This is a genomic window from Pseudomonas sp. BNK-15 (assembly GCF_047456105.1).
GTDB classification, from domain to species: Bacteria; Pseudomonadota; Gammaproteobacteria; order Pseudomonadales; family Pseudomonadaceae; genus Aquipseudomonas; species Aquipseudomonas putida_E.
On the sequence record NZ_CP179898.1, the window covers coordinates 4,029,621 to 4,054,538 of the forward strand.

General features: G+C 59.8%; 24 protein-coding genes, 1 tRNA gene and 1 pseudogene. 19 read left to right on the plus strand and 7 right to left on the minus strand.

Annotated features, from left to right (window positions below; translation table 11 throughout):
* The first annotated feature begins 11 nt into the window (after nt 1–11).
* The 6 genes from ACMGF5_RS18390 to ACMGF5_RS18415 all read left to right on the plus strand — a co-directional run bounded on the left by ACMGF5_RS18390 (nt 12) and on the right by ACMGF5_RS18415 (nt 5,995).
* On the plus strand, nt 12–1,565 hold the full coding sequence (locus ACMGF5_RS18390) for a sugar ABC transporter ATP-binding protein (protein WP_251962230.1): 1,554 nt from the start codon (nt 12–14) through the stop codon (nt 1,563–1,565).
* The gene (locus ACMGF5_RS18395) at nt 1,562–2,557 is read left to right on the plus strand and encodes an ABC transporter permease (RefSeq protein ID WP_125923343.1); all 996 of its coding nucleotides are present in this window, start codon (nt 1,562–1,564) and stop codon (nt 2,555–2,557) included. Before ACMGF5_RS18390 ends, ACMGF5_RS18395 begins: the two co-directional genes overlap by 4 nt.
* A 4-nt stretch (nt 2,558–2,561) precedes the next feature.
* Nucleotides 2,562–3,584, plus strand: coding sequence for a LacI family DNA-binding transcriptional regulator (locus ACMGF5_RS18400; RefSeq protein ID WP_125923344.1), 1,023 nt, complete (start codon nt 2,562–2,564; stop codon nt 3,582–3,584).
* Nucleotides 3,585–3,593: 9 nt separating this feature from the next.
* Nucleotides 3,594–4,502, plus strand: a complete 909-nt coding sequence (gene rbsK, locus ACMGF5_RS18405) for a ribokinase (protein ID WP_414157031.1) — start codon at nt 3,594–3,596, stop codon at nt 4,500–4,502.
* Entirely contained in the window at nt 4,499–4,897 is a 399-nt protein-coding gene (gene rbsD, locus ACMGF5_RS18410) for a D-ribose pyranase (RefSeq protein WP_012313857.1), read from the plus strand. The genes rbsK and rbsD overlap by 4 nt, the downstream gene beginning before the upstream one ends.
* Before the next feature lie 90 nt (nt 4,898–4,987).
* On the plus strand, nt 4,988–5,995 hold the full coding sequence (locus ACMGF5_RS18415; protein ID WP_125923346.1) for a nucleoside hydrolase: 1,008 nt from the start codon (nt 4,988–4,990) through the stop codon (nt 5,993–5,995).
* On the opposite strand, the gene ACMGF5_RS18420 is transcribed toward ACMGF5_RS18415, so the two are convergent.
* A complete protein-coding gene (locus ACMGF5_RS18420) occupies nt 5,967–6,179 on the minus strand; it encodes a hypothetical protein (protein ID WP_012313859.1) in 213 nt (70 codons plus the stop codon). The two genes, ACMGF5_RS18415 and ACMGF5_RS18420, sit on opposite strands and share 29 nt — an antisense overlap.
* A 285-nt stretch (nt 6,180–6,464) precedes the next feature.
* Between ACMGF5_RS18420 and ACMGF5_RS18425 the strand changes: the two genes are divergently transcribed.
* Nucleotides 6,465–6,785 (plus strand): I78 family peptidase inhibitor, encoded by a 321-nt coding sequence (locus tag ACMGF5_RS18425; RefSeq protein ID WP_046787175.1) that lies wholly within the window; start codon nt 6,465–6,467, stop codon nt 6,783–6,785.
* A gap of 316 nt (nt 6,786–7,101) precedes the next feature.
* On the opposite strand, the gene ACMGF5_RS18430 is transcribed toward ACMGF5_RS18425, so the two are convergent.
* Entirely contained in the window at nt 7,102–7,314 is a 213-nt protein-coding gene (locus ACMGF5_RS18430; RefSeq protein WP_012313861.1) for a cold-shock protein, read from the minus strand.
* Between the two features lie 159 nt (nt 7,315–7,473).
* On the minus strand, nt 7,474–7,776 hold the full coding sequence (locus ACMGF5_RS18435; protein WP_115275249.1) for a hypothetical protein: 303 nt from the start codon (nt 7,774–7,776) through the stop codon (nt 7,474–7,476).
* A 335-nt stretch (nt 7,777–8,111) separates the two neighbouring features.
* Here ACMGF5_RS18435 and thrS point away from each other — a divergent pair, with 335 nt between their 5' ends.
* The 12 genes and pseudogenes from thrS (at nt 8,112) to ACMGF5_RS18495 (ending at nt 20,752) form a co-directional block, all read left to right on the plus strand.
* Complete coding sequence (thrS, locus tag ACMGF5_RS18440; protein ID WP_046787173.1) at nt 8,112–10,034, plus strand: threonine--tRNA ligase; 1,923 nt, start codon at nt 8,112–8,114, stop codon at nt 10,032–10,034.
* A complete protein-coding gene (infC, locus tag ACMGF5_RS18445) occupies nt 10,034–10,585 on the plus strand; it encodes a translation initiation factor IF-3 (RefSeq protein WP_174141673.1) in 552 nt (183 codons plus the stop codon). Before thrS ends, infC begins: the two co-directional genes overlap by 1 nt.
* A 60-nt stretch (nt 10,586–10,645) precedes the next feature.
* Nucleotides 10,646–10,840, plus strand: a complete 195-nt coding sequence (gene rpmI / locus ACMGF5_RS18450) for a 50S ribosomal protein L35 (RefSeq protein WP_012313865.1) — start codon at nt 10,646–10,648, stop codon at nt 10,838–10,840.
* Between the two features lie 28 nt (nt 10,841–10,868).
* Nucleotides 10,869–11,225, plus strand: a complete 357-nt coding sequence (rplT, locus tag ACMGF5_RS18455; RefSeq protein ID WP_003250671.1) for a 50S ribosomal protein L20 — start codon at nt 10,869–10,871, stop codon at nt 11,223–11,225.
* A 110-nt stretch (nt 11,226–11,335) separates the two neighbouring features.
* On the plus strand, nt 11,336–12,352 hold the full coding sequence (pheS, locus tag ACMGF5_RS18460) for a phenylalanine--tRNA ligase subunit alpha (RefSeq protein WP_046787172.1): 1,017 nt from the start codon (nt 11,336–11,338) through the stop codon (nt 12,350–12,352).
* A 31-nt stretch (nt 12,353–12,383) separates the two neighbouring features.
* Nucleotides 12,384–14,765, plus strand: a complete 2,382-nt coding sequence (pheT, locus tag ACMGF5_RS18465; protein WP_237860461.1) for a phenylalanine--tRNA ligase subunit beta — start codon at nt 12,384–12,386, stop codon at nt 14,763–14,765.
* A gap of 4 nt (nt 14,766–14,769) precedes the next feature.
* Nucleotides 14,770–15,072 (plus strand): integration host factor subunit alpha, encoded by a 303-nt coding sequence (gene ihfA, locus ACMGF5_RS18470; protein WP_003250679.1) that lies wholly within the window; start codon nt 14,770–14,772, stop codon nt 15,070–15,072.
* Nucleotides 15,053–15,409 carry a MerR family transcriptional regulator gene (locus ACMGF5_RS18475; protein ID WP_008100384.1) on the plus strand — a complete coding sequence of 119 codons (357 nt, stop codon included), beginning with the start codon at nt 15,053–15,055 and terminating at the stop codon, nt 15,407–15,409. The genes ihfA and ACMGF5_RS18475 overlap by 20 nt, the downstream gene beginning before the upstream one ends.
* A 110-nt stretch (nt 15,410–15,519) precedes the next feature.
* Nucleotides 15,520–15,596, plus strand: a tRNA-Pro gene (locus ACMGF5_RS18480).
* A gap of 106 nt (nt 15,597–15,702) precedes the next feature.
* Nucleotides 15,703–16,619, plus strand: a pseudogene (locus ACMGF5_RS18485) (IS3 family transposase); the annotation flags it as partial.
* A gap of 1,186 nt (nt 16,620–17,805) precedes the next feature.
* Nucleotides 17,806–18,780, plus strand: a complete 975-nt coding sequence (locus tag ACMGF5_RS18490; protein WP_414157032.1) for an AraC family transcriptional regulator ligand-binding domain-containing protein — start codon at nt 17,806–17,808, stop codon at nt 18,778–18,780.
* A gap of 232 nt (nt 18,781–19,012) precedes the next feature.
* Complete coding sequence (locus tag ACMGF5_RS18495) at nt 19,013–20,752, plus strand: FAD-binding protein (protein WP_414157033.1); 1,740 nt, start codon at nt 19,013–19,015, stop codon at nt 20,750–20,752.
* Nucleotides 20,753–20,900: 148 nt separating this feature from the next.
* On the opposite strand, the gene ACMGF5_RS18500 is transcribed toward ACMGF5_RS18495, so the two are convergent.
* The 4 genes from ACMGF5_RS18500 to ACMGF5_RS18515 form a co-directional block, all read right to left on the minus strand.
* Nucleotides 20,901–21,752 (minus strand): cache domain-containing protein, encoded by an 852-nt coding sequence (locus tag ACMGF5_RS18500; protein WP_414157034.1) that lies wholly within the window; start codon nt 21,750–21,752, stop codon nt 20,901–20,903.
* A 20-nt stretch (nt 21,753–21,772) separates the two neighbouring features.
* The gene (locus tag ACMGF5_RS18505) at nt 21,773–22,798 is read right to left on the minus strand and encodes a flavin reductase (RefSeq protein WP_414157035.1); all 1,026 of its coding nucleotides are present in this window, start codon (nt 22,796–22,798) and stop codon (nt 21,773–21,775) included.
* 159 nt (nt 22,799–22,957) lie between these two features.
* Nucleotides 22,958–23,992, minus strand: a complete 1,035-nt coding sequence (gene dmpG / locus ACMGF5_RS18510) for a 4-hydroxy-2-oxovalerate aldolase (protein WP_411561688.1) — start codon at nt 23,990–23,992, stop codon at nt 22,958–22,960.
* 21 nt (nt 23,993–24,013) lie between these two features.
* A complete protein-coding gene (locus ACMGF5_RS18515; protein WP_411561687.1) occupies nt 24,014–24,901 on the minus strand; it encodes an acetaldehyde dehydrogenase (acetylating) in 888 nt (295 codons plus the stop codon).
* Between the last annotated feature and the right edge of the window lie 17 nt (nt 24,902–24,918).

Here is a 24,918-nt window from a genome sequence, read left to right on the forward strand (position 1 = left end):
GAGACATGGCCATGCCTGTAACGGCCAATGAAGTGCTGCTCGCTGCCAGCGGCTTGGGCAAGAGCTACGCGCAACCGGTGCTGGGCGACGTCAGCCTGGCCCTGCGCGCCGGCGAAGTGCTGGCCCTGACCGGCGAGAACGGCGCTGGCAAGAGCACCCTGTCCAAGCTCATCAGCGGCCTGGAAACGCCCACCACCGGGCACATGACTTTCCGCGGCCAGGCCTATGCGCCTGGCAGCCGCAGCGCCGCCGAGCGCCTTGGCGTGCGTATGGTCATGCAGGAGCTCAACCTGCTGCCGACCCTGACCGTGGCCGAAAACCTGTTCCTCGACAACCTGCCCAGCCGCTTCGGCTGGATCAGCCAGAAGCGCCTGCGCCAACTGGCCACGGCCGCCATGGCACAGGTTGGCCTGGACGCCATCGACCCGGACACCCCGGTGGGCGAACTGGGCATCGGCCACCAGCAGATGGTGGAGATCGCCCGCAACCTGATCGGTGACTGCCATGTGCTGATCTTCGACGAACCCACCGCCATGCTCACCGCCCGCGAGGTGGAGCTGCTGTTCACCCAGATCGAGCGCCTGCGCCAGCGCGGCGTGGCCATCGTCTACATCTCCCACCGCCTTGAAGAACTCCAGCGTGTGGCGCAGCGCATTGCGGTGCTGCGCGACGGCAAGCTGGTGTGCGACGAGCCGATCCAGCGCTACAGCAGCGCCGAGCTGGTCAACCTGATGGTCGGCCGCGAGCTGGGCGAACACATCGACCTGGGCCGCCGGCAGATCGGCGCGCCGTTGCTCAAGGTCGACCGGCTGTGCCGCGGCGACAAGGTGCGTGACGTGTCGCTGCAGGTCAGGGCAGGGGAGATCTTCGGTATCTCCGGGCTGATTGGTGCCGGGCGCACCGAGCTGCTGCGCCTGATCTTCGGCGCCGACCGCGCCGACAGCGGCAGCATCGAAATCGGCCAGCCACTCACGGCGGTGAACATCGACTCGCCCAAGGCGGCGGTCAAGGCCGGTATCGCCCTGATCACCGAAGACCGCAAGGGCGAAGGCCTGCTGCTGACGCAATCGATCAGCGCCAACATCGCCTTGGGCAACCTCGCCGCGCTGTCCCGCGCCGGGGTGGTCGACGGCGACGCCGAAAAGGCCCTGGCCGAGCGCCAGATCAATGCCATGCGCATTCGCAGCGCCAATGCCGCCCAGGCGGTCGGCGAACTGTCCGGTGGCAACCAGCAAAAGGTGGTGATCGGCCGCTGGCTGGAGCGTGACTGCCAAGTGTTGCTGTTCGACGAACCCACCCGCGGCATCGACGTGGGCGCCAAGTTCGACATCTATGGCTTGCTGGCCGAGCTGGCACGCCAGGGCAAGGCCCTGGTGGTGGTGTCCAGCGACCTGCGCGAGCTGATGCTGATCTGCGACCGTATTGCCGTGCTGTCGGCCGGCCGCCTGATCGACACCTTCGAGCGCGACCACTGGAGCCAGGACCAGCTCCTTGCCGCCGCTTTCGCCGGCTACCAGAAACGTGACGCCCTGCTGCACGACGCAGCGCCCAGGATGGATGCATGAAAACCACACCTCTCGACACACAGGCCGGCGCCCCCGCGCGCCGCAGCGGCACCTACTTCGGCCTCGGCACCTACCTGGGCCTGGCGGGCGCCTTGCTGGCCATGATCGTGCTGTTCTCGTTGCTCAGCAGCCACTTCTGGTCGTACGCCACCTTCAGCACCCTCGCCAACCAGATCCCCGACCTGATGGTGCTGGCCGTGGGCATGACCTTCGTGCTGATCATCGGCGGCATCGACCTGTCTGTGGGGTCGGTGCTGGCGCTGGCGGCATCGGCAGTCAGCGTGGCCATCCTCGGCTGGGGTTGGAGCGTGCTGCCGGCCGCCTTGCTCGGCATGGCTGTCGCCGCACTTGCCGGCAGCATCACCGGTGCAGTCACGGTGGCCTGGCGCATCCCGTCGTTCATCGTCTCGCTGGGCGTGCTGGAAATGGCCCGCGGCTTGGCCTACCAGTTCACCGACTCGCGCACCGCCTACATCGGCGATGCCTACGCCTGGTTCTCCAACCCGATCGCCTACGGTATCTCGCCGGCCTTCATCATTGCCTTGCTGGTGATCATCCTCGCCCAGCTGGTGCTGACCCGCACCGTGTTCGGCCGCCACCTGATCGGCATCGGCACCAACGAAGAGGCCGTGCGCCTGGCCGGCATCGATCCGCGCCCCTACAAGGTGCTGGTGTTTGCCCTGATGGGCCTGCTGGCAGGCTTGGCCGCGCTGTTCCAGATTTCCCGCCTGGAAGCCGCCGACCCCAATGCCGGCGCCGGCTTGGAACTGCAGGTGATCGCCGCCGTGGTGATCGGCGGCACCAGCCTGATGGGTGGGCGCGGCTCGGTCATCAGTACTTTCTTCGGTGTGTTGATCATCTCGGTGCTGGCCGCAGGCCTTGCACAGATCGGCGCCTCAGAACCCACCAAACGCATCATCACCGGGGCGGTCATCGTCATCGCCGTGGTGCTCGACACCTACCGTAGCCGGCGAGCAGGCCGGCGGAACTGAAAACATGGCAACCATCAAAGACGTCGCGGCACTCGCGGGCATTTCCTACACCACAGTGTCCCATGTACTGAACAAGACCCGCCCGGTCAGCGAACAGGTGCGGCTGAAGGTCGAAGCGGCCATCGTCGAGCTCGACTACGTGCCCAGCGCCGTGGCGCGTTCGCTCAAGGCACGCACGACGGCCACCATCGGGCTGCTGGTGCCCAACAGCGTCAACCCCTACTTTGCCGAGCTGGCGCGCGGCATTGAAGATGCCTGCGAGCGCAACGGCTATTGCGTGATCCTGTGCAACTCCGATGACAACCCGCAGAAGCAACGCAGCTACCTGCGCGTGCTGCTGGAAAAACGCATCGACGGCCTGGTGGTGGCGTCGGTGGGCGAGGACAGCGACCTGCTGCAGAGCCTGGCCTGCGTGCGCACGCCGATGGTCATCGTCGACCGCGCGCTGGAAGGCGTGGACGCCGACCTGGTGCGCATCGACCACGAGCAGGGCGCGTACCTGGCCACCCAGCACCTGCTGGAGCTTGGCCATCGCGACATCGCCTATATCGGCGGCCCGGCTGCGACCGGGGTCAGCCAGCTGCGCCTGGCCGGCTTCCACCGCGCCATGGCCGAGGCGCAGGTAGCCGTGCAGGGGGCGCACATCCTGCAATGCGACTTCACCAGCCCAGGCGGCCATGCGGCGGCCGCGCAGCTGCTCGACGGCCAGCGGCCCACGGCGATTTTCGCCGGCAACGACATGATCGGCTTCGGCGTGCTGCGTGCGGCTGCCGAGCGCAACATCAACGTGCCGGGCGAGCTGTCGGTGATCGGCTTCGACGACATCGAGCTGAGCCGCTACGTGTACCCACCGCTGACCACCGTCGGCCAGTCGATCCGCGAGCTCGGCGAAAGTGCAGCGGCGCTGTTGCTGTCACGTATCGCTACGCCCCGCCGCGATGGCGCAGAGCAACGCATCGTCGCCCCGCGCATCGTGCTGCGCGAGTCCACCGGGCCGCGCCCGGACCTGTTCAATGATTACCGCTAAGGAATGCCCATGAGTGCCAAGGTAGTGGTGGTCGGTAGCCTCAACATGGACCTGGTGGCCCGCGCCGAGCGGCTGCCACGTGCTGGCGAAACATTGGCCGGCGAAAGCTTTTTCACCGTGCCGGGGGGTAAGGGCGCCAACCAGGCGGTGGCTGCGGCGCGCCTGGGCGCGAGCGTGGCCATGATCGGCAACGTCGGCGCTGACGCCTACGGCCAGCAGTTGCGCCAGGCCCTGGAAGTGGAGGGTATCGATTGCCAGGCGGTAAGCGAGTGCCCGGGCGTCTCCAGTGGCGTGGCGCTGATTACCGTGGATGCCGCCAGCCAGAACTGCATCGTCATCATCCCCGGCGGCAACGGCCAGCTTACCCCGGCAAGCGTGCAGCGTTTCGACGCGCTGCTGCAGGCTGCCGAGGTGATCATCTGCCAGCTCGAAGTGCCTGCCGACACCGTGGCCTGGGCCTTGGCGAGGGGGCGTGAGCTGGGCAAGACGGTGATCCTCAACCCGGCCCCGGCCACCGGCCCGTTGCCCGCGCAGTGGTTCGCCCATATCGATTACCTCATCCCCAATGAAAGCGAGGCCGAGGCGCTGGCCGGTGAGCCGGTCAACGACCTGGCCAGCGCCCGCCGTGCCGGCGAGCGCCTGCTGCAACTGGGCGCCGGCAAGGTCATCGTCACCCTTGGTGCGCAGGGCGCGCTGTTCGTCAGCCGTGATGGCAGCCGGCACTTCCCGGCGCCGCAGGTCAAAGCGCTGGACACCACGGCAGCGGGCGACACCTTTGTCGGCGGTTTTGCAGCCGCGCTGGTGCGCGGCCTGGAGGAGGGCGAAGCGATCACCTTCGGCCAGCGCGCTGCGGCGCTGTCCGTCACTCGCGCCGGTGCACAGCCTTCGATCCCGACCTTGGCGGAGCTAGCCCCATGAAAAAGACCGCGCTGCTCAATATTGCCCTGTCGCGCACCATTGCCGGGCTGGGCCATGGCGATATCCTAGTGATCGGCGATGCCGGTTTGCCCGTGCCGCCAGGGGTCGAACTGATCGACCTGGCCTTGACGCCGGGCATTCCCGACTTCGCCAGCGTGCTGCGCGCTGTGCTCAGCGAGATGCAGGTGGAGCGCCATGTGCTGGCCGAAGAGATGCAGAAGGTCGTGCCGCCCGGCCTGGTCGAGATCGAGCGTCTGCGCGGCAAGCTCGGCAAGCGTGAATGGCTGAGCCATGAGCAATTCAAGGTGTTGTCGCGCAGTGCGCGCGCCGTGGTGCGTACCGGCGAGTGCCAGCCCTACAGCAACATCGCCCTCATAGCTGGCGTAACCTTCTAGTTCCCAGTCCAGTCTGTGGGGGGCGGCTTGCCGGCGATGGGCCGCCAAGCGGCCCCGACCGCTTCACCACCAAGGCAACAGGAGTGCCCCATGCTCAAACCTCTGCTACAAGGACTCGCCCTCATGGCCGCAGCCGCCACCACCACGCTCCAGGCCGCACCCCGCGACCTGATCATCGACACCGACCCCGGCGCCGACGATGTGGTCGCACTGTTCCTGGCCATGGCCTCGCCGGACGAACTCAATATCCGCGCCATCACCACCGTCGCCGGCAACGTGCGCCTCGACAAAACCTCGCGCAACGCCCGCCTGGCCCGCGAGTGGGCCGGCCGCGAAGACATCCCGGTGTACGCCGGGGCAGGGCGCCCGCTGGTGCGCACGCCCATCTACGCTGCCGAAGTGCATGGCGAAGAAGGCCTGACCGGTGTCCCGGTGCATGAACCGAAAAAGCCCCTGGCCCCGGGCAATGCCGTGCAGTACCTGGTCGATACGCTCGGCGCTGCCGAACCCCGCAGCATCACCGTGGCCATGCTCGGCCCACAGACCAACCTGGCCCTGGCTCTGATCCAGCGCCCGGACATCGCCAAAGGCATCAAAGAGGTGGTGGTGATGGGCGGCGCCCACTTCAACGGCGGCAACATCACCCCGGCGGCAGAATTCAACCTCTACGCCGACCCGCACGCTGCCGAGGTGGTGCTGGCCAGTGGCGTGCCACTGACCTACCTGCCACTGGACGTCACCCACAAACTGCTCACCAGTGACGCCCGCCTCAAGCAGCTGGCAGCCGTGAACAACCAGGCCAGCAAGCGCGTGGTGGACATCCTCAATGCGTACATCAAGCACGACATGGACTTGTACGCCATGCCCGGCGGCCCGGTGCATGACGCCAGCGTCATTGCTTATCTGCTCAAGCCCGAGTTGTTCAGCGGGCGGCGCATCCACATGAGCGTCGACAGCCGCGAGGGCCCGACCTTCGGCCAGACCGTCGCGGACTGGTACGGCGTGCTCAAACAGCCGGCCAACGTGATGTGGGTGGGCGAGGGCGATGCCCAGGGCTTTTTCGACCTGCTCAGCGCGCGCCTGGCTCGATTGCAATAGCGGCGTGCGGTGCGTAGCGCTCGAACACCTGGTCGATGAAGTTGCGCGCCGCCTCGCTGCCCAGGTCGCGCACAAGCAGGTCCAGGGCGATCAATACCAGCTCTTCTGGCGTGCTGGGGCTGTAGGCGCTCTGGCCCTCCGCCCATTTGACCTTGATGTCGGCGTCGATGCTGTGGTGGCTCATGAAAGGCTCTCGTTTGGGCCTGTGGCGGAGGGGCGAACACCTGACCCTGGTGTTCGCAGCAGGCACTGTGCCTGCACTTCTTAAAGTAAATCATCACTTTGCGTCAATGGCTCTTCGACTTAAGAATAAAAAGCCTGCCCAAGCAAACCAACTGCGTGGTGCAAAATCCGGTCACGATTGCCTTTCGCCATGCGCGGTGAGTTCGGGCAGACTTGTGCGGTTTTGCAACGAATTCTGGGTGGAACTGTCGGAACAGGCAGTTCCCAGATCTATTTAGGAGGATTCATGTTCCGTACCCGTGCTTCCCTGGCAACCTTGCTGGTCGCTGCTGTGCTGGCTGGTTGCAGCACTGGTGGCAGCTCTGGCGGCGGCAGCGCCCCGGCTGCAGCTGCAGGCAACGACGGGCGCTGCGAGGCCAGCGGTGCCGATTTCGCCATTGGCAAGCAAGGCAGTGCCGACCTGCTCGAGCAGGCGCGCAAGGCCAGTGGCTCACAGATTGCCCGTATTCTCAAGCCACATGACATGGTGACCCTGGAGTACCGCTCCGAGCGCCTCAACCTGAATGTGGACGAGCAGGGCAAGGTGACACGCGTCAACTGCGGTTGATGCAGCCCCTACGAGGTGCAGGCCTGTGCTGCCCTGGTAAATGCCCATGCATCTATTGATGAAGCCTCAGCCTTCTCATCTGTCGGCGATAATGCAGCTCCAAATACGGCACGCCCCCCCCGTAGGAGCGGCCTTGTGTCGCGAAAGGGCTGCGAAGCGGCCCCAGGTTTCTAGCTCCGCCGCATGAAATGCCGGGGCCGCTTTGCGGCCCTTTCGCGACACAAGGCCGCTCCTACGAAGGGCAGGCGTATGCTGCCCTGGCAAACGCCCATAAAAAAACCCGCCACAAGGGCGGGTTTTTTTACAGCTATCCGAATTACTCCGGACGAACCTGCGCAGCCTGCATACCCTTCTGGCCTTTTTCGGCAACGAAGGAAACAGTCTGGCCTTCTTTCAGGCTCTTGAAGCCGTCGGATTCGATGGCTTTGAAGTGAACGAACAGGTCGTCGCCGCCGCCTGCTGGGGTGATGAAGCCGTAGCCTTTCTCATCATTGAACCATTTGACGGTGCCTTGTTGGCGATTGGACATGGGTGAATCTCCAGAACATTTAATTTTCAGTGGTGCAATGTGGCCGAGGCTACGGAGCACGGACACCATAATAGTCTAATTCTGCGCCTGTAGCGTCTTTTACCTTCGCAGGATGCTGATCCAGGGCAAATAAAGCCCGGAAAGCCCTCTGCGCATGGCTCATTTCGGCTTGCAGGCCGCTTGCACGACGGTCTGTGCCTTCTGCATCAGCTTGGCGTCAACGCCGTCATTGCTGTCCAGGTCTTCGATCTCCTTATCAGTGAAATTATCTTTGATGGCTTGCGCGCCGCACGAACAATGCTTGTCTGCAGTTGCAGCGTCGACACCTTGACCTTGCGCCACCTGTTTGCATTGCGTCATGTAGGCACCCTCCTTGCCGGCAGGGAAGTTGCCAGCGGTGGCTGCCATGGGCAGCAGCAGGGCGCCAGCGGCCGCCAGGGCCAGAAGAGACGGAACTCGCATAACCAGACACTCCTTGGGTTAAGGTCTCATCAAGAGTAGGTTGCTTCCCAAAGTCTGATAGGAAATTTTCCGTGTAAGTTCACCGCTACCGCGTAATTTCCAAATATTTCTGCGCTGCCATGCAACCCCCGTGCTAGCATGCCCGGCTTGCACCTGCACACGTGCAGCGTGCAACTATCTTTTTACTTTCCAGTCACTCAGGTCCCCCTGGCAAGCCGAAAGGCTCCTGCCACTGTGAGGCAGGCTTCCTTCAAGGAAGGCAGGTCGGATCTTGTACTGGCTCATCCCAACCCATGTGACCTTTGGTAGGGGTCACCACTAGGAGAGGAGGCGCCATGCCCACTATTACTCTTCCCGATGGCAGTCAACGCGCGTTCGATCACGCGGTATCCGTAGCCGATGTCGCCGCTTCGATCGGTGCCGGCCTGGCCAAGGCCACCGTTGCCGGCAAAGTCGACGGCAAGCTGGTCGACGCCTGCGAGCTGATCACCCACGACGCCACCCTGCAGATCATCACCCCTAAAGATGAAGAGGGACTGGAGATCATCCGTCACTCGTGCGCCCACCTTGTAGGCCACGCAGTGAAACAGCTGTACCCGACCGCCAAGATGGTCATCGGCCCGGTCATCGACGAAGGCTTCTATTACGACATCGCCTACGAGCGCCCCTTCACCCCTGAAGACTTGGTCGCCATCGAAAAGCGCATGCAGCAGCTGATCGAAAAAGACTACGACGTCATCAAGAAGATGACCCCGCGCGCCGAAGTCATCGACGTGTTCAAGGCCCGTGGCGAAGACTACAAGCTGCGCCTGGTCGAGGACATGCCCGACGAGCAGGCCATGGGCCTGTACTACCACGAAGAATACGTCGACATGTGCCGTGGCCCGCACGTGCCGAACACCCGTTTCCTCAAGGCATTCAAGCTGACCAAGCTGTCCGGCGCCTACTGGCGTGGCGATGCCAAGAACGAGCAGCTGCAGCGCGTGTACGGTACCGCCTGGGCTGACAAGAAGCAGCTGGCTGCCTACATCCAGCGCATCGAAGAAGCCGAAAAACGCGACCACCGCAAGATCGGCAAGCAGCTCGACCTGTTCCACCTGCAGGAAGAAGCGCCAGGCATGGTGTTCTGGCACGCCAACGGCTGGACCGTCTACCAGGTGCTCGAGCAGTACATGCGCCAGGTCCAGCGCGAAAACGGCTACTCGGAAATCAAGACCCCGCAAGTCGTCGACCGCATCCTCTGGGAGCGTTCCGGCCACTGGTCCAACTACGCCGAAAACATGTTCACCACCTCGTCGGAAAGCCGTGATTACGCGGTCAAGCCGATGAACTGCCCGTGCCACGTGCAGGTGTTCAACCAGGGCCTGAAGTCGTACCGCGACCTGCCGCTGCGCCTGGCCGAATTCGGTGCCTGCCACCGTAACGAGCCTTCCGGCGCCCTGCACGGCATCATGCGCGTACGTGGCTTCGTGCAGGACGACGCGCACATCTTCTGTACCGAAGACCAGGTGAAGAAAGAAGCCGCCGACTTCATCAAGCTGACCCTGGACGTGTACAAGGACTTCGGTTTCACCGACGTCGCCATGAAGCTCTCCACCCGCCCCGCCAAGCGCGTGGGTTCCGAAGAGCTGTGGGACCGCGCCGAAGGTGCACTGGCCGACGCCCTGAACGAATCCGGCCTGGAATGGGAATACCAGCCAGGTGAAGGTGCCTTCTACGGCCCTAAAATCGAATTCACCCTGCGCGACTGCCTGGGCCGTAACTGGCAGTGTGGTACCCTGCAGTACGATCCGAACCTGCCAGAGCGCCTGGACGCCAGCTACATCGCCGAAGACAACGCGCGCAAGCGCCCGGTGATGCTGCACCGCGCCATCCTCGGCTCGTTCGAGCGCTTCATCGGCATGCTCATCGAGCACTATGCCGGCGTGTTCCCGGCGTGGCTGGCACCGACCCAGGCCGTGATCATGAACATCACCGACAAACAGGCCGATTTCGCCCTTCAGGTTGAGAAATCTCTGAACGGTAGCGGTTTCCGTGCCAAGTCGGACTTGAGAAATGAGAAGATCGGCTTTAAAATCCGCGAGCATACTTTGCTCAAGGTCCCGTACCTTTTGGTTATAGGGGACCGCGAAGTCGAAACGCAAACCGTCGCTGTGCGTACTCGCGAAGGTGCAGACCTGGGCTCCATGCCCGTCGCCCAGTTCGTTGAGCTTCTGACACATGCGGTTTCCCGGCGTGGTCGCCAAGAATCGGAGTAATGACTATTAAGCGTGAAATGAGAAACGATAAACGTGCTGCACCGAAGGCCCCGATCAACGAGAATATCTCGGCCCGCGAGGTTCGGTTAATTGGCGCAGACGGCGAGCAGGTTGGCATCGTCTCGATTGATGAAGCGCTGCGTATCGCTGATGAAGCGAAGCTGGACCTGGTTGAAATCTCTGCAGACGCGTTACCGCCTGTCTGCAAGGTCATGGACTACGGCAAGCACCTCTTCGAAAAGAAGAAGCAGGCTAACGAAGCCAAGAAAAACCAGAAGCAGATCCAGATCAAAGAAATCAAGTTTCGTCCAGGGACGGAGGATGGGGATTACCAGGTAAAACTACGCAACCTGGTACGTTTCCTTACCGATGGGGACAAGGCCAAGATCTCTCTGAGATTCCGTGGTCGTGAGATGGCCCACCAGGAGCTGGGCATGGAGCTGTTGAAGCGGGTTGAAGCTGACCTCGCCGAATACGGCACCGTTGAGCAGCATCCGAAGATGGAAGGACGCCAGCTTATGATGGTCATCGCCCCCAAGAAAAAGAAGTAATCTCCCGGGCACGGCAGGCCTGATGATTATGTGTAATTTTATCGAATGCGGAGTTCCAACATGCCAAAAATGAAAACCAAGAGCGGTGCTGCAAAGCGCTTCCTGAAGACCGCTACCGGCTTCAAGCACAAGCACGCTTTCAAGAGCCACATCCTGACCAAAATGTCGACCAAGCGTAAGCGTCAACTGCGTGGTAGCAGCTTGCTGCACCCGTCTGACGTCGCGAAAGTCGCGCGCATGCTGCGCGTTCGTTAATTCTGGTCAAAGATAGAGGAAGTTACTCATGGCTCGTGTAAAGCGCGGCGTTATCGCTCGTAAGCGTCACAAAAAAATTCTGAAGCTGGCTAAAGGTTACTACGGTGCACGCTCGCGCGTATTCCGCGTAGCCAAGCAGGCAGTCATCAAGGCAGGCCAATACGCCTACCGCGACCGTCGCCAGAAGAAGCGTCAGTTCCGCGCACTGTGGATCGCTCGTATCAACGCCGGTGCCCGCACCAACGGTCTGTCTTACAGCCGTCTGATTGCTGGCCTGAAAAAGGCGTCGATCGAAATCGACCGTAAGGTTCTGGCTGACCTGGCAGTGAACGAAAAAGCGGCGTTTGCTGCAATTGTCGAGAAAGCTAAAGCCGTTCTGGCTTAAGTACCCACGACAATCATCCGGCAGCGTTCTGCGCTGTCGGGTGTAAAACGTCATCGATAGGGGAAGAGCCTTCAAAGCTCTTCCCCTATTTTCGTATCTGGAGTCTGTACATGGAAAACCTGGACGCGCTGGTCTCCCAAGCCCTTGAGGCCGTGGAGCGCGCTGAAGACATCAATGCCCTGGAACAGATCCGGGTTCAGTATCTTGGCAAAAAAGGCGAACTGACCCAGGTGATGAAGACCCTGGGCAACCTGCCAGCCGAAGAGCGCCCGAAAGTCGGCGCGCTGATCAATGACGCCAAAGAGCGCGTCACCGAAGTGCTCAACGCACGCAAGGCAGCCTTTGAAGAAGCCGAACTCAGCGCTCGCCTGGCCGCCGAATGCATTGATGTGACCCTGCCAGGCCGTGGCCAGGCCACCGGTGGCCTGCACCCGATCACCCGTACCCTCGAACGCATCGAGCAGTTCTTCACCCATATCGGCTACGGCATCGCCGAAGGCCCCGAGGTCGAAGACGACTACCACAACTTCGAAGCGCTCAACATCCCCGGCCACCACCCAGCCCGGGCGATGCACGACACCTTCTACTTCAATGCCAACATGCTGCTGCGCACCCACACCTCGCCGGTGCAGGTGCGGACCATGGAGTCCACCCAGCCGCCAATCCGCATTGTGTGCCCGGGCCGCGTTTACCGCTGCGACTCGGATATCACCCACTCGCCGATGTTCCACCAGGTCGAAGGCCTGCTGATCGATCGCGACATCAACTTTGCCGACCTCAAGGGCACCATCGAAGAGTTCCTGCGCGTGTTCTTCGAAAAAGAACTGGCCGTGCGCTTCCGCCCGTCGTTCTTCCCCTTCACCGAGCCGTCCGCCGAAGTCGATATCCAGTGCGTGATGTGTTCCGGCCAAGGCTGCCGCGTGTGCAAGCAAACCGGCTGGCTGGAAGTGCTGGGCTGCGGCATGGTGCACCCGGACGTGCTGCGCATGTCCGGCATCGACCCTGAAGAATTCCAGGGCTTCGCCTTCGGCATGGGCGCCGAGCGCCTGGCCATGCTGCGCTACGGCGTCAACGATTTGCGTCTGTTCTTCGACAACGACCTGCGGTTCTTAGCCCAATTCCGCTAGGCCCAATCGACTCAACTTTCAGGAGAACAGCATGAAATTCAGTGAACAGTGGCTGCGCGGTTGGGTAAACCCGCAAGTCTCCCGTGACGAACTGGTCGCCCGCCTTTCCATGGCCGGCCTTGAAGTCGACAGCGTAACCCCCGCTGCCGGCCAGTTCAGCGGCATCGTCGTGGGCGAAATCCTCGCCACCGAACAACACCCCGACGCCGATAAACTGCGCGTCTGCCAGGTCAGCAACGGCCAGGAAACCTTCCAGGTCGTCTGCGGCGCCCCCAATGCGCGCCCGGGCATCAAAATCCCGTTCGCCATGATCGGCGCCGAACTGCCGGGCGACTTCAAGATCAAGAAGGCCAAGCTGCGCGGCGTCGAGTCGTTCGGCATGCTGTGCTCGGCAGCAGAGCTGCAGATCAGCGAAGAAAACGACGGCCTGCTCGAACTGGCTGCCGACGCCCCGGTAGGCGAAGACATTCGCCAGTACCTGAACCTGGACGACGCCAGCATCGAAATCGGCCTGACCCCCAACCGCGGTGACTGCCTGTCGCTGGCGGGCCTGGCCCGCGACGTCAGCGCCCTGTACAACGTCCCGGTCACCCGCCCGGTGGTGCCGGCCGTACCGGCTGCCCACGACGAAGTGCGCCCGGTCGAAGTCAGCGCCCCGGCCGTGTGCCCACGCTACCTGGGCCGCGTCATCCGCAACGTCGACCTCAGCAAACCCACCCCGCTGTGGATGGTTGAACGCCTTCGCCGCAGCGACGTGCGCAGCATCGACGCCGCCGTCGACATCACCAACTACGTGATGCTCGAACTCGGCCAGCCGATGCACGCCTTCGATCTCGCCGAAATCAACGGCGGCATCCGCGTACGCATGGCCGAAGAGGGCGAGAAGCTGGTGCTGCTCGACGGCCAGGAAGTCGCCCTGCGCGCCGACACCCTGGTCATCGCCGACCACACCCGCGCCCTGGCCATTGCCGGCGTGATGGGTGGCGAGCACAGCGGCGTCAACACCGAAAAAACCCGCGACCTGTTCCTTGAAAGCGCCTTCTTCGAGCCGGTCGCCGTTGCCGGCAAGGCCCGTTCCTACGGCCTGCACACCGACGCCTCGCACCGCTACGAGCGCGGCGTCGACTCGCAACTGGCCCGCGAAGCCATGGAGCGCGCTACCGCACTGGTGCTGGAGATTGTCGGCGGCGAAGCCGGCCCCATCATCGAAGCCGTCAGCGAACAGCACCTGCCGCAAGTCGCCCCGGTGACCCTGCGCGCCGAACGCATCACCCAGATGCTCGGCATGGAGCTGCAGGCCGCCCAGGTCGAGCAGATGCTCAACGCCCTGGAGCTGACCACCACGGCCAACGGGGCAGGGGAGTGGACCGTCAAGGTGCCAAGCCACCGCTTCGACATCAGCCTGGAAGTCGACCTGATCGAAGAACTGGCCCGCCTGTACGGCTACAACAGCCTGCCTGTGCGTTACCCGCAAGCGCGCCTGGCGCCCAAGGCCAACCCGGAAACCCGCGGTGAGCTGCCCAACCTGCGCCGCCTGCTGGTCGCCCGCGGCTACCAGGAAGCCATCACCTACAGCTTCATCGACCCGAAGCTGTTCGAGCTGTTCACCCCAGGCGTAGAGCCGCTGCTGCTGGCCAACCCCATCTCCAGCGACATGGCCGCCATGCGCGCCTCGCTGTGGCCGGGCCTGGTCAAAGCCATGCAGCACAACCTCAACCGCCAGCAAGACCGCGTGCGCTTGTTCGAAAGCGGCCTGCGCTTCGTCGGCCAGTTGGGTGACCTGAAGCAGCAGCCCATGATCGCCGGCGTTGTCACCGGCAGCCGCCTGCCAGAAGGCTGGGCCAACGGCCGTGACAGCATCGACTTCTTCGACGTGAAAGCAGACGTCGAAGCCCTGCTGGGCTACTCGGGCGCCCTGAGCGACTTCACCTTCGCCGCCGGCAAACACCCCGCCCTGCACCCAGGCCAGACCGCTGTCATCCAGCGCGACGGCAAGGAAGTCGGCTACCTCGGCGCCCTGCACCCGGAAGTTGCCAAGGCCCTGGGCCTGGACCGCCCGGTGTTCGTCTTCGAGCTGGTATTGGGTGATGTGGTCGAAGGCCGCCTGCCGAAATTCAGCGAACTCTCCAAGTTCCCGGAAACCCGTCGTGACCTGGCCCTGATCGCCGGCCGTGACGTGGCTGCCAGCGCCGTGCTTGAAGTAATTCGTGACAATGCAGGCGAATGGCTTACAGACCTCAGGCTGTTTGACGTCTACCAGGGTAAAGGTATTGATCCTGATAGAAAAAGCCTGGCCGTCGGCTTGACCTGGCAGCATCCATCGCGCACTCTTAACGACGATGAGGTGAACACTACCCTGCAAAACATCCTCACCTCGCTTGAACAAAGGTTGAACACCACGTTAAGGAAATAACGGCATGGGTGCTCTGACGAAAGCTGAGATGGCCGAAAGGCTGTACGAGGAGCTGGGGCTTAACAAGCGTGAGGCCAAGGAGTTGGTCGAGCTGTTTTTTGAAGAAATTCGGCACGCACTTGAAGAGAACGAGCAGGTCAAGTTGTCCGGTTTCGGCAACTTCGACCTTCGCGACAAACGCCAGCGGCCGGGCCGCAACCCCAAAACAGGGGAAGAGATCCCGATCACCGCACGGCGCGTCGTCACCTTTCGTCCAGGGCAGAAGTTGAAGGCCCGGGTTGAGGCCTATGCTGGAACCAAGCCATAACGACGAACTGCCCCCCATACCGGGCAAACGCTACTTCACCATTGGTGAAGTCAGCGAGTTGTGTGCCGTAAAGCCACACGTGCTGCGGTATTGGGAACAGGAGTTCCCTCAGCTCAACCCCGTGAAGCGGCGGGGCAATCGGCGGTATTACCAGCGCCAAGACGTGCTGATGATCCGCCAGATTCGCGCGCTGCTTTATGACCAGGGGTTCACCATTGGCGGGGCGCGGTTGCGGCTCTCCAGTGATGAGGTGAAGGATGAGTCAAGCCAGTACAAGCAGCTGATTCGGCAGATGATTGTTGAGTTGGAGGATGTGCTGGTGGTGTTGAAGAAGTGAGCTAGAGCTGGTGAATGGATTTTTTTGAAAAAAAGCTTCCATTTATCAAAAGGTTAGGGTAAATTCTTCAGCGTTCTCGGCAAGATTGAGAACATGCTTCAAAGCCCAGTCGGGGCGTAGCGCAGCCCGGTAGCGCACTTGCATGGGGTGCAAGGGGTCGAGTGTTCGAATCACTCCGTCCCGACCATTATTGAAACAAAAAAGCCCAGTCGGTGACGACTGGGCTTTTTTGTTTAAAGTGTCCCGTCCTGAATAAGGTTTACACCTCCCATCCCGAATTTCCGGAGAGTCAGATGGAACAAGGTGTAAAGCGCACACAGCGTGATTACTCGCTGTCTTTTAAATTGGCGGTGGTTGATCAGATTGAAAAAGGCGAACTGACCTACAAGCAGGCCCAGGTGCGGTACGGCATCCAGGGGCGGTCGACGGTTCTGGTATGGTTGCGTAAGCACGGTCGGCAGGATTGGAGCCAGGGGGCCTCGATCCGCGACGAGAGGAGCTGCGCGATGTCTGACCCCAAAACGCTCACTCCAGAGCAGCGGATCAAAGAGCTTGAGCAGCAGCTTGAGCTGATGAGCCAGAAGGCCCAGTTCTTTGAAACTGTCGTTGATGTTCTGAAAAATGACTATGGTGTCTCGATCGTAAAAAAGCGATCCGGCAAGTCCTCTCGCAAGGTCAAGTCGCAGGACTGAGCATTGCCAGGGCTTGTCAGTTTCTAGGCATCAGTCGACAGGCTTACTACAAACGTAATCGAGCTGCCGATGACAAAGAACGCCAGGCAGACCAGGTGGTTGAGTTTGTACGGCAAGTCCGGATGCGCCAGCCTCGTCTGGGCACACGCAAGCTGCACTATCTGCTGCATTGCCAACCTGACAGACGATTCCAGGTCGGCCGAGATAGGCTGTTCCAGGTCTTGGGAGAGCGCCGTTTGCTAGTGCTGCCTAAGCGGGCCTACCACAAGACAACACAGAGCTTTCATCGCTTCTACCGCCATCCCAACTTACTCAAGCCCGGCCCAAGCCAGGTCGTTCCGACAAGGCCGGAGCACGTCTGGGTTGCCGACATCACTTACCTGCCCGCACGTAACGGGCCGCTGTACCTGAGCCTGGTAACGGATGCGTACTCCAGGAAAATTGTTGGCCACCACGTCCATGACAGCCTGCACGCCGAGTCAGTAGCGCAAGCCTTCAGGCAGGCTTTACGAAAGCGAGGTCGTCGCTTAATATGGCCGGTTTCGCAGCGCGCGCCTTTGGGCTACGTTGGCGTCGTGGTGTATGGATTCTGTTTGTCGGAGCATGCGTATACTCTCTGATGTTGACAAACGTTTTCAGTTACTTGCTTAAAGCGTTGGCGTGGCAAGGGGTAGCAGTTACATCATGGGTTGCAATACTCCTAACTCATTATGCCATCTATCCCGATGCAAGCAGAGATGAGTTCCGCCCTGGCAGAGTCAAAGCAGTGATGCCAGGTGCATGGGCTATTATTGCGTCGACAGTACTGGGAATTATGATTATCGAGTTGGGCCCGAAAGGTGCGTGGTTCGTGAAAATTGCACCCATGTTGATAGCTGTAGTTGCTGCAACTACCTATTGGCTATTTACCCGGTTCACATTTGGTGGGCGACTTGCTCGGCTTTCTGATCCTCGCAACGATGTACAAGACCCATGGCGTTTCCATATCAAGTGTCATGTGTGCAATCGTTCATATAGCGCGATCGAGATGGATAGAGATCCTTCGACTAACCAAGAAGCGATTTGCACTGGATGTGCTGAGGGTAATGCGGAGTTCCTACAGGCTGTTGTGAGTGAGTCCGATGGAATGGTCGGTCATCGTTCTAAACTGGCGAGCTGACAGCAGAAGTCGTTTTCGCAGCCCGGGTTTACCGGGCTGTTCAGTTTCGAGGGGCAACGTTTTTCGATACTAGGTGGATGATGGAAAACCTGTCTTATTGAGTGCATTGTCTGAACACCATCGCACGGTTCGATAAGTATATTGTTCCTTGGGATCCTGAATTCTACGAAGCGCTCGATTCGCTAGGCGAATCATTAGAAACCATTCTCCGGTAGTGATTTTTTCTTCGGCTAAAAGTACCTCGGCAGCTTGAATCGCCGAAAAATACTCATTTTCATCGAGAAAAGGTGTTCGGATGCATTTTGAAAACCATTGAAGCGCTGAGCTTGATGGGACTTTCATGTCTGCAAGCGGACCTTCTGGGCGGAGTGAGATGTGTATCATAGTAAAATCTGACGTAGGACCTGTTAAAGCTTACAATCAATTTTCTCATGGTTTGTAACGATTGATTGTGTCCTCGGTAGCGTATTTTGTGTCCTGGCGCACACTGTGTCTTTGGGCGCTTTGGACGCGTCTTAGGTTGTTCACAATCTTGCTGAATTACTATGCTTACTATAAGCGCTTCTTTCGTTGATACACTTGTGCGCAGCTTGATTGGAAGTGGGCTTTCGGACTTGCCTGTCGGTCAGCTAGTGCCGGAATGTAATGGTCTCTATAGAATTAAAGATCTATACAGATTCTTGGGCGCTGCACATGACCTTGGGGTTAGCCCTGACTTCGGTTTGCAGGTGTATTCCTACGTCCATCCAGCAATGCTCGAGAAGCTGGGCCATGCCGTAATCGCGTGCCCTACACTCGAGTATGCACTGTGCTGCCTGGCAAGGTTTCATCATTTAAATACAAATGGTTCGATTCTTAATGTTGAATATTCCGGGGGGCTCATAACATTAGTTGGGGTTGAAGTGGGGGATCCAGCACCGAGGGCGTTTATAGATGCTGGCCTTGCTTTTATTATTGGTATTGTTAGATGGCTATCGCCAGGATTTGGTATTTCGCCTGTCAAGGTTGAGCTGACATACGATAAGCCTAAAAATACAAAGCCTCTTAGGGAGGTTTGCGGGTGCGCTCCTGATTTTTTAGCGTCCCGTAACAGCGTCAGCTTTTCAGTAAAAGCGGCGAGGTTGCCGTTGCCGATGGGTTCTGAGCCGCTTTGGCGCTTGCACTTAGCCCAATTGGATCAGGTATCCAAAGTGAAGCTCAAGGTGTCCGAAGTTTTAGCTTTAGAGGTTAGAAAGCGCTTGGTGCTTGGGGGTTCAACTACACTGGCGGATGTCGCATTTTCATTGAAAATGAGTCCTCGAAGTCTTCAGGGTGCATTGAACTCTGAAGGGTGTAGTTACACCACAATTGCTGATTCATCTCGCGCTGTTCTTGTAAGTGAGTTATTACAAGACTCTGACAGACCACTGAAGGATATTGCCCAACTGACAGGGTTCGCGGATCACAGTAGCTTCCATAAGGCTTGCATACGCTGGTTCGACGTCTCGCCAGGCGCCTATCGACGAGGATTGCAACGCTAAGTAGGCGCAGCCGAGTGTTAAGATATTTTCTCGACCAGCTATATGACAGAAATTTTGCTGGCAGCGATCTTCGAAGTATGCTTCAACGGCATCGTATCTACTGCATTCGCATCATGCGTAGCAGCAGGTATGCCCCCATTGTCGAGCTTTATCGGATGATTTGCAGCGAGTGGGTTTGTCGAAAACTTACTCTCACTGACAGGTCGCTCACCACTGTGGAGGTAATGCATCGATGAAGTTGGAACCTGGATCAGATCGTTGGTATAGCAATGTTGAAGCACCTGAGTGCATCAGCAGCCTCGATGAAGCGCAATGGGATGCTGAATCTGACTTCGTCGTGGTCGGGTATGGGGGGGCAGGAATTGCGGCGGCTTTGCAGGCTGCCGAAAACGGTCTTAGTGTCCTAGCTGTCGATGCATTCGGTGGTGGTGGGGCAACTGCGATGAACGGCGGGATTTTCTACGCTGGGGGAGGCACAGCTGTGCAACGCAAAGCAGGCGTTGTCGATAGCCCTGACGATATGTTTCGCTATCTGAGCCTTGAGGTCGCTGACGTGGTGCGACCTGCAACCTTGCGCCGTTTCTGTGACGGCAGCGTCGCCGATCTGGATTGGCTGGCGGGGCATGGTGTTCGCTTCGACAGCACTTACTATCCAAAGAAAACCTTCTACCCTCCAGCCGGGTACTTCCTTTACCACTCAGACAGTTCGCTCGCCGAGACCTGTGCAGCGGTTGCCGCTCCTGCGGCGCGAGGGCACAAGTACTGGCATCCACCAGCAAGCCAACCCACCGGTTTCGGCGTGCACCTGACAGACCCGCTACGCCAGCGAGGCGCTCAGCTGGGTGTCCGTTTCTGGGCGCGCACAGAAGCCAGAAATTTGATTGTTTCTGCCAGCGGTGAGGTAGTTGGGGTGCGAGTTGTTCGAATGCCTGAAGACTCGGTACACACCACCGCGTACATCGACGCACAGGAAAAAGCCCGCGCACTGCTACAGAAATTGCCGTCTTCGATGCCCGGATTCGCACGGCTTGAGCGTAAAGCGCAAGCCTACTGGCAGAAAGCGCGTGCGCTTCAGCAACAGCATGGGGTGGTGCAGCGAATCAAAGCGCGACGGGGCGTGTGCTTGAGTGCCGGAGGCTTTATCTGGAATCAGCAGATGGTGTCTGCCTATGCGCCCAAGTATGTCAGCAATATGGCGATGGGATCGCCAGGCGGTGATAACGGTAGCGGCATTCGGCTGGGCCAGAGCGTTGGCGGTGAGGCTGCACTCATGAACAGAGTCAGCAGCTGGCGCTTCATCAATCCGCCAGCGCAGTGGCCCAAGGGTGTTTTGGTCAACATGCAGGGCCAGCGCTTCGTCAACGAAGAGTTGTATGGCGCCTCGATTGGCCATGAAATGAATGAGTACCATCAAGGCAAGGGCTACATCATTCTTGATCGGACGCTGTACAGAGGTGCATGGAAGACGGCCGTGCTGGAAAACCTGTTCCCGTTCATGCGCCTGCCGCTGGTTTTGGCGCTGCTGTTTCAGACTCGCAAAGGCCGCACAATTGAAGCGCTGGCAAAAAAAATCGGCATGCCGCCAGCTGCTCTGCAAGAGACGGTCAACCGCTACAATCACGCTGCTGAAGGCGGGCAACGCGATGATTTCGGCAAGAGTCGATCAGAATGCCAAGCGCTACGCAGCGGGCCGTTTTATGCGATCGATGTTTCGGCGAGCAGCAAGTTCTTCCCCTGTTCGGCGATGACGGTAGGCGGCCTGAGAATCGATGAAGACACTGGCGAAGTCCTTCGCGAGGATCGCACGCCGATCCGCGGATTATATGCTGCAGGTCGCACTGCCATAGGCCTGCCATCCAATCTGTACGTCAGCGGGTTGTCTGCAGCGGATTGCGTGTTCTCGGGTCGCAGGGCTGCGCAGCACGCCAGCAACGCGAATGCTGACGCGGCTGTTCGATTGGTGGAAATGTGAAAACTGTGGAGTTTGGTCTGCAAGAGCCTGTTGCTGAGCAAGGTGCCGGGATACAACTCTGAGGCCTACGTAAACGCCATCCGTGACAAGTGATGTCACGGATGGCGTATTCATGTCTACGCGAGATGCGAGATAGCTAAAAGGCGCGCTACTTGATGTAAAAACCAACGGCAACCAAGTAATCGCCACTACGTTGAATCAATACCTGTTTGCGTTCCGGTTTGCCAGTAACGGGGTTGACCCAGCCATAACTCGCCTGTGCCTGCTGCTTGCCCTGCAACGCGTTGAGCACCTTCTCACCTACTGCCTCACCGGAGTTGGTCGTCAGCGAGCGGAAGTCGGTGTTCAACAGCCGCGGCTGAAAACCATGCGCCACGAATTTTTCGGTGCGCAGGTCCACGACATAGACGTACAGGTCGTCACGGTTGAAGTACGGATCGAGCCGGTTGATGCGTTGCAGGGCGACCACGTCGTGGTCCTGTATCTCCACGATCGCCTCATCAAGCAGTAGTTGTGCTTCGGCTTCCGAGGAGCGTGGCAGGTAGTAGCCGGACGCGAAGATCTTGTCGTCAACTCGCTGATAGAAGGCACGCTTGCGTTCGACCTTGTTGTCGTGCCAATTGGTCCAGCGATATTCGCGGCTTTGTACCTCGTCGCGCATGGGCGCGTTGAGTACTTCGGTGAACGCCTGGCGCAACGAGTCATCCAGCAGCGGAGAAATGTCACGGCCGACCAGCAGTGCTGAAGGGCCGCCGCTGGCCAGCATTTTCCCTTGGACGTCTACGACATAGATATAGAAGCTGTCCTGGGTAAACTGCCCCTGACGGCTGAATTCAGCCAGAGCCTTGTCGCCGACCTCCTTGTAGCGCTTGATGGCTTTGCCCAGCAATGTTCGAGCGACTTCTGCATCCTGTTCATAGCCGCTGGGAACTCCCTCGGTGCTTGCCATCGGGGACATTGAAACGAGTGACAGCAGGACAAGTGACAAGACGTGTTTCATGCGGGTCTACTCCAGGTGAATCAGAACCACCGATAAGGGATCAGCGGGCTGTGAATGCGCACAAAGCGGCTTAGTAGGGTGCGCAGTGCGATCGTTTCAGGCACCCCTAATTGCTGCATCATGTCGTTTTCAATCCGCTGACTTTCCGCATTCAAGTGATCGCTCATCACAAGGCCTTCCTCTGTCAGGAAGATGTGCGTTCGTTCATCCGTATCAGCGGCATCGTCTTCGATGCGAATCAGCTCTCTGGCGGCCAGGTCGTTGATTGATTCCGGTCCCATCTGCTTCCCGGAGTAAGCGGCGAGGGTGACCAGCTCCTTGTAGGAGCGGCCATTGCGTGAGTTGAGTGCACTGATGATCAAATACTCGAGCTCGTTCAAGGCACGCAGGCTTGCTTGTTCCCTGAGCTTCGCTGAAAAGTGCAGATAGGCGCTGGCCAGCAGGTAGCTCAGCGGGCTGGATTCGCTGACGTTACGGGGGTCTTCGCCGGCGGGGGGCATGATGTTCTGAGCAGTACTGGTGGCAATGGCGTAGCCACCGCGCTGGAAGACCAGTGGCGGCGTATCGCAGCGGTCGAAGTGGATCACTTCGCCGACCAGAATGATGTGGTCACCACCGTCGAAAATATTTGCCGTACGGCATTGAAGCCGGGCAGTGCAGCCCTGCAGCAAGGGCGCACCGTCAAGGCCACTGTCGTATTCGATGCCGTCGAATTTCTCCGGCCCGCTGACGCTTCGAGCAAAGCGTCCCGAGAGTTCATCCTGGTTGTGAGCGAGTATGTGCACAGCCCAGTGACTGGCCGTTTCGAATGCAGTGAGGCTCTGCGATTTACGTGCAAGGCTCCAAAGCACCAATGGCGGGTCAAGCGACACGGAATTGAAACTATTGGCTGTTACACCTACAGGCAGGCCATCAGGGTCCATTGCCGTAACGATGGTAACCCCGGTGGTAAAGGTGCCCAGTGCCTGGCGAAACTCACGTGGGTCCAGCGCTTTTTCGACCAGACTGGTTGGGCTGATCCGCGGGGAAATGTCTTTGTTGTTCATGGTTTTTCCTCTGCGCAGCGCGCACTTCGTGTGGCTTGAATTGTCTTGCGTGCGCGGACCGCCGACATGCTCAGTACGGACGATATGCAGTGAAAAAAACGCCGCCAAAAAAAACCCCGCAAGATCAGCGGGGGCGCAAGTTAAGCGGAAGGGGAATTTTCAGCTGATCAGTCCACGTTCCCGTGCCATGTCCAGGGCAAGATCCTCAATCATGTCCTCCTGACCACCGACCGTCTTGCGACGGCCCAGCTCCAGCAGGATCTGGTGAGACGGTACGCCGTACTTCTGCTCGGCGCGCTTGGCAAACAGCAGGAACGAGGAGTACACCCCGGCATAGCCCAGCGTCAGCGAGTCACGGTCAACCCGCACAATGTGTTCCATCATTGGGTAGACCAGCTCTTCGGCGACGTCTGCGAGCTTGAATACATCCACGCCGGTGATGATCCCCATCCGATCGCAGACTGCATTGAATACTTCCAGAGGAGTATTGCCGGCACCGGCGCCCAGCCCTGCGGCTGAGCCATCAATACGGTTGGCGCCGAACTCGACCGCGGCAAGCGAGTTGGCGATACCCATCCCAAGGTTGTGGTGGCCATGGAAACCCAGTTCGGTTTCCGGCTTGAGTGCCTGGCGCACAGCATCGATCCTGATACGTACGTCGTTGGGCAGCATGTAGCCAGCCGAATCAGTGATGTAGATGCAGTTGGCGCCGTAGCTCTCCATCAGCAGGGCTTGCTTGACCAGGGCTTGCGGTTCAAGCATGTGCGCCATCATCAAGAAGCCGACGGTGTCCATGTCCAGCTTTCGGCCATACTGGATATGTTGCTCGGAAACATCCGCTTCAGTGCAGTGCGTTGCCACGCGGATGGTGTGAACACCACAGTCGTACGCCATCTGAAGATGGTCGACCGTGCCGATACCTGGCAGCAGTAGCGCGGATACCTTGGCCTGCGTGAGTTTTGGAATCACCGTGCGCAGGTACTCCTCATCGCTGTGCGCCGCAAAGCCATAGTTCACCGAGCGACCGCCAAGGCCGTCGCCATGGGTGATCTCGATCAACGGCACGCCGGCGGCATCCAGGCCCGTGGCTACATCAACCATCTCTTTCAGGCTGATCTGGTGGCGTTTAGGGTGCATGCCGTCGCGCAACGACATGTCATGCAAGGTGATCTGCTTACCGCTTGAGTGGGTCATGACGCTTACCTTCAGGAATGGTTACGACTTGAGCATGACTTCGCCGAACATCTCGGCGGTGCGCGCGGCGGCCGCGGTCATGATGTCCAGGTTGCCGGCATACTTGGGCAGGTAGTCGCCGAGGCCTTCGACTTCCAGGAAAATCGACACTCGATTGCCGTCGAAAACCGGGCCGTTCTTCAGCCGGTATCCGGGGACGTACTTCTGCACTTGCTTGATCATGTCGTGCACCGAGCGGGTGATCGCGTCCTGATCTGGCTCGGATTCAGTTAGGCAATGGATGGTGTCGCGCATGATCAACGGCGGCTCTGCCGGGTTGATGACGATGATCGCCTTGCCTTCTTTGGCGCCGCCCACTTGCTCTACGGCACCGGCGGTGGTGCGGGTGAACTCGTCAATGTTCTTGCGTGTGCCTGGGCCGACCGAGCGCGACGAAACGGTGGCGACGATTTCGCCATAAGCAACGGGCTGTACGCGTGAAACGGCTCGAACCATGGGGATGGTCGCCTGGCCACCGCACGTGACCATATTGACGTTCATCACTTTCTTGTCGAGCTGCTCGCTGAGGTTGACCGGCGGCACGCAGTAAGGCCCGATTGCGGCTGGAGTCAGGTCGATCATCAACACGCCAAGCTCATTGAGCTTGCGCGAGTTTTCGGCGTGGACGTAGGCTGAGGTCGCGTCGAAAGCGATGCGGATATCATCTTGCAGAACGTGTGGTAGCAAGCCATCCACGCCGTCTGCAGTGACTTGGAGGCCCATCTCCTCAGCGCGTTTCAAGCCATCGGATGCGGGATCGATGCCCACCATCCAGACGGGTTCGAGGATTTCGCTGCGCTGGAGTTTGTAGAGCAGATCGGTGCCGATATTGCCGGGGCCGATCAGGGCGCATTTGATTTTGCGTGTCATGGCCTGATTCTCTCGTT

What these genes read in the sequence shown, in the direction of transcription:
- infC (WP_174141673.1), top strand. Translation starts at nt 10,034, where the DNA reads ATGACTATTAAGCGTGAAATGAGAAACGATAAACGTGCTGCACCGAAG.
- ACMGF5_RS18395 (WP_125923343.1), top strand. Translation starts at nt 1,562, where the DNA reads ATGAAAACCACACCTCTCGACACACAGGCCGGCGCCCCCGCGCGCCGC.
- ACMGF5_RS18500 (WP_414157034.1), bottom strand. Translation starts at nt 21,752, where the DNA reads ATGAAACACGTCTTGTCACTTGTCCTGCTGTCACTCGTTTCAATGTCC.
- thrS (WP_046787173.1), top strand. Translation starts at nt 8,112, where the DNA reads ATGCCCACTATTACTCTTCCCGATGGCAGTCAACGCGCGTTCGATCAC.
- ACMGF5_RS18430 (WP_012313861.1), bottom strand. Translation starts at nt 7,314, where the DNA reads ATGTCCAATCGCCAACAAGGCACCGTCAAATGGTTCAATGATGAGAAA.
- rbsK (WP_414157031.1), top strand. Translation starts at nt 3,594, where the DNA reads ATGAGTGCCAAGGTAGTGGTGGTCGGTAGCCTCAACATGGACCTGGTG.
- rpmI (WP_012313865.1), top strand. Translation starts at nt 10,646, where the DNA reads ATGCCAAAAATGAAAACCAAGAGCGGTGCTGCAAAGCGCTTCCTGAAG.
- ACMGF5_RS18490 (WP_414157032.1), top strand. Translation starts at nt 17,806, where the DNA reads ATGCTTACTATAAGCGCTTCTTTCGTTGATACACTTGTGCGCAGCTTG.
- ACMGF5_RS18495 (WP_414157033.1), top strand. Translation starts at nt 19,013, where the DNA reads ATGAAGTTGGAACCTGGATCAGATCGTTGGTATAGCAATGTTGAAGCA.
- ihfA (WP_003250679.1), top strand. Translation starts at nt 14,770, where the DNA reads ATGGGTGCTCTGACGAAAGCTGAGATGGCCGAAAGGCTGTACGAGGAG.
- ACMGF5_RS18505 (WP_414157035.1), bottom strand. Translation starts at nt 22,798, where the DNA reads ATGAACAACAAAGACATTTCCCCGCGGATCAGCCCAACCAGTCTGGTC.
- dmpG (WP_411561688.1), bottom strand. Translation starts at nt 23,992, where the DNA reads ATGACCCACTCAAGCGGTAAGCAGATCACCTTGCATGACATGTCGTTG.
- pheT (WP_237860461.1), top strand. Translation starts at nt 12,384, where the DNA reads ATGAAATTCAGTGAACAGTGGCTGCGCGGTTGGGTAAACCCGCAAGTC.
- ACMGF5_RS18420 (WP_012313859.1), bottom strand. Translation starts at nt 6,179, where the DNA reads ATGAGCCACCACAGCATCGACGCCGACATCAAGGTCAAATGGGCGGAG.
- rplT (WP_003250671.1), top strand. Translation starts at nt 10,869, where the DNA reads ATGGCTCGTGTAAAGCGCGGCGTTATCGCTCGTAAGCGTCACAAAAAA.
- ACMGF5_RS18390 (WP_251962230.1), top strand. Translation starts at nt 12, where the DNA reads ATGCCTGTAACGGCCAATGAAGTGCTGCTCGCTGCCAGCGGCTTGGGC.
- ACMGF5_RS18400 (WP_125923344.1), top strand. Translation starts at nt 2,562, where the DNA reads ATGGCAACCATCAAAGACGTCGCGGCACTCGCGGGCATTTCCTACACC.
- rbsD (WP_012313857.1), top strand. Translation starts at nt 4,499, where the DNA reads ATGAAAAAGACCGCGCTGCTCAATATTGCCCTGTCGCGCACCATTGCC.
- ACMGF5_RS18515 (WP_411561687.1), bottom strand. Translation starts at nt 24,901, where the DNA reads ATGACACGCAAAATCAAATGCGCCCTGATCGGCCCCGGCAATATCGGC.
- ACMGF5_RS18435 (WP_115275249.1), bottom strand. Translation starts at nt 7,776, where the DNA reads ATGCGAGTTCCGTCTCTTCTGGCCCTGGCGGCCGCTGGCGCCCTGCTG.
- ACMGF5_RS18475 (WP_008100384.1), top strand. Translation starts at nt 15,053, where the DNA reads ATGCTGGAACCAAGCCATAACGACGAACTGCCCCCCATACCGGGCAAA.
- ACMGF5_RS18415 (WP_125923346.1), top strand. Translation starts at nt 4,988, where the DNA reads ATGCTCAAACCTCTGCTACAAGGACTCGCCCTCATGGCCGCAGCCGCC.
- pheS (WP_046787172.1), top strand. Translation starts at nt 11,336, where the DNA reads ATGGAAAACCTGGACGCGCTGGTCTCCCAAGCCCTTGAGGCCGTGGAG.
- ACMGF5_RS18425 (WP_046787175.1), top strand. Translation starts at nt 6,465, where the DNA reads ATGTTCCGTACCCGTGCTTCCCTGGCAACCTTGCTGGTCGCTGCTGTG.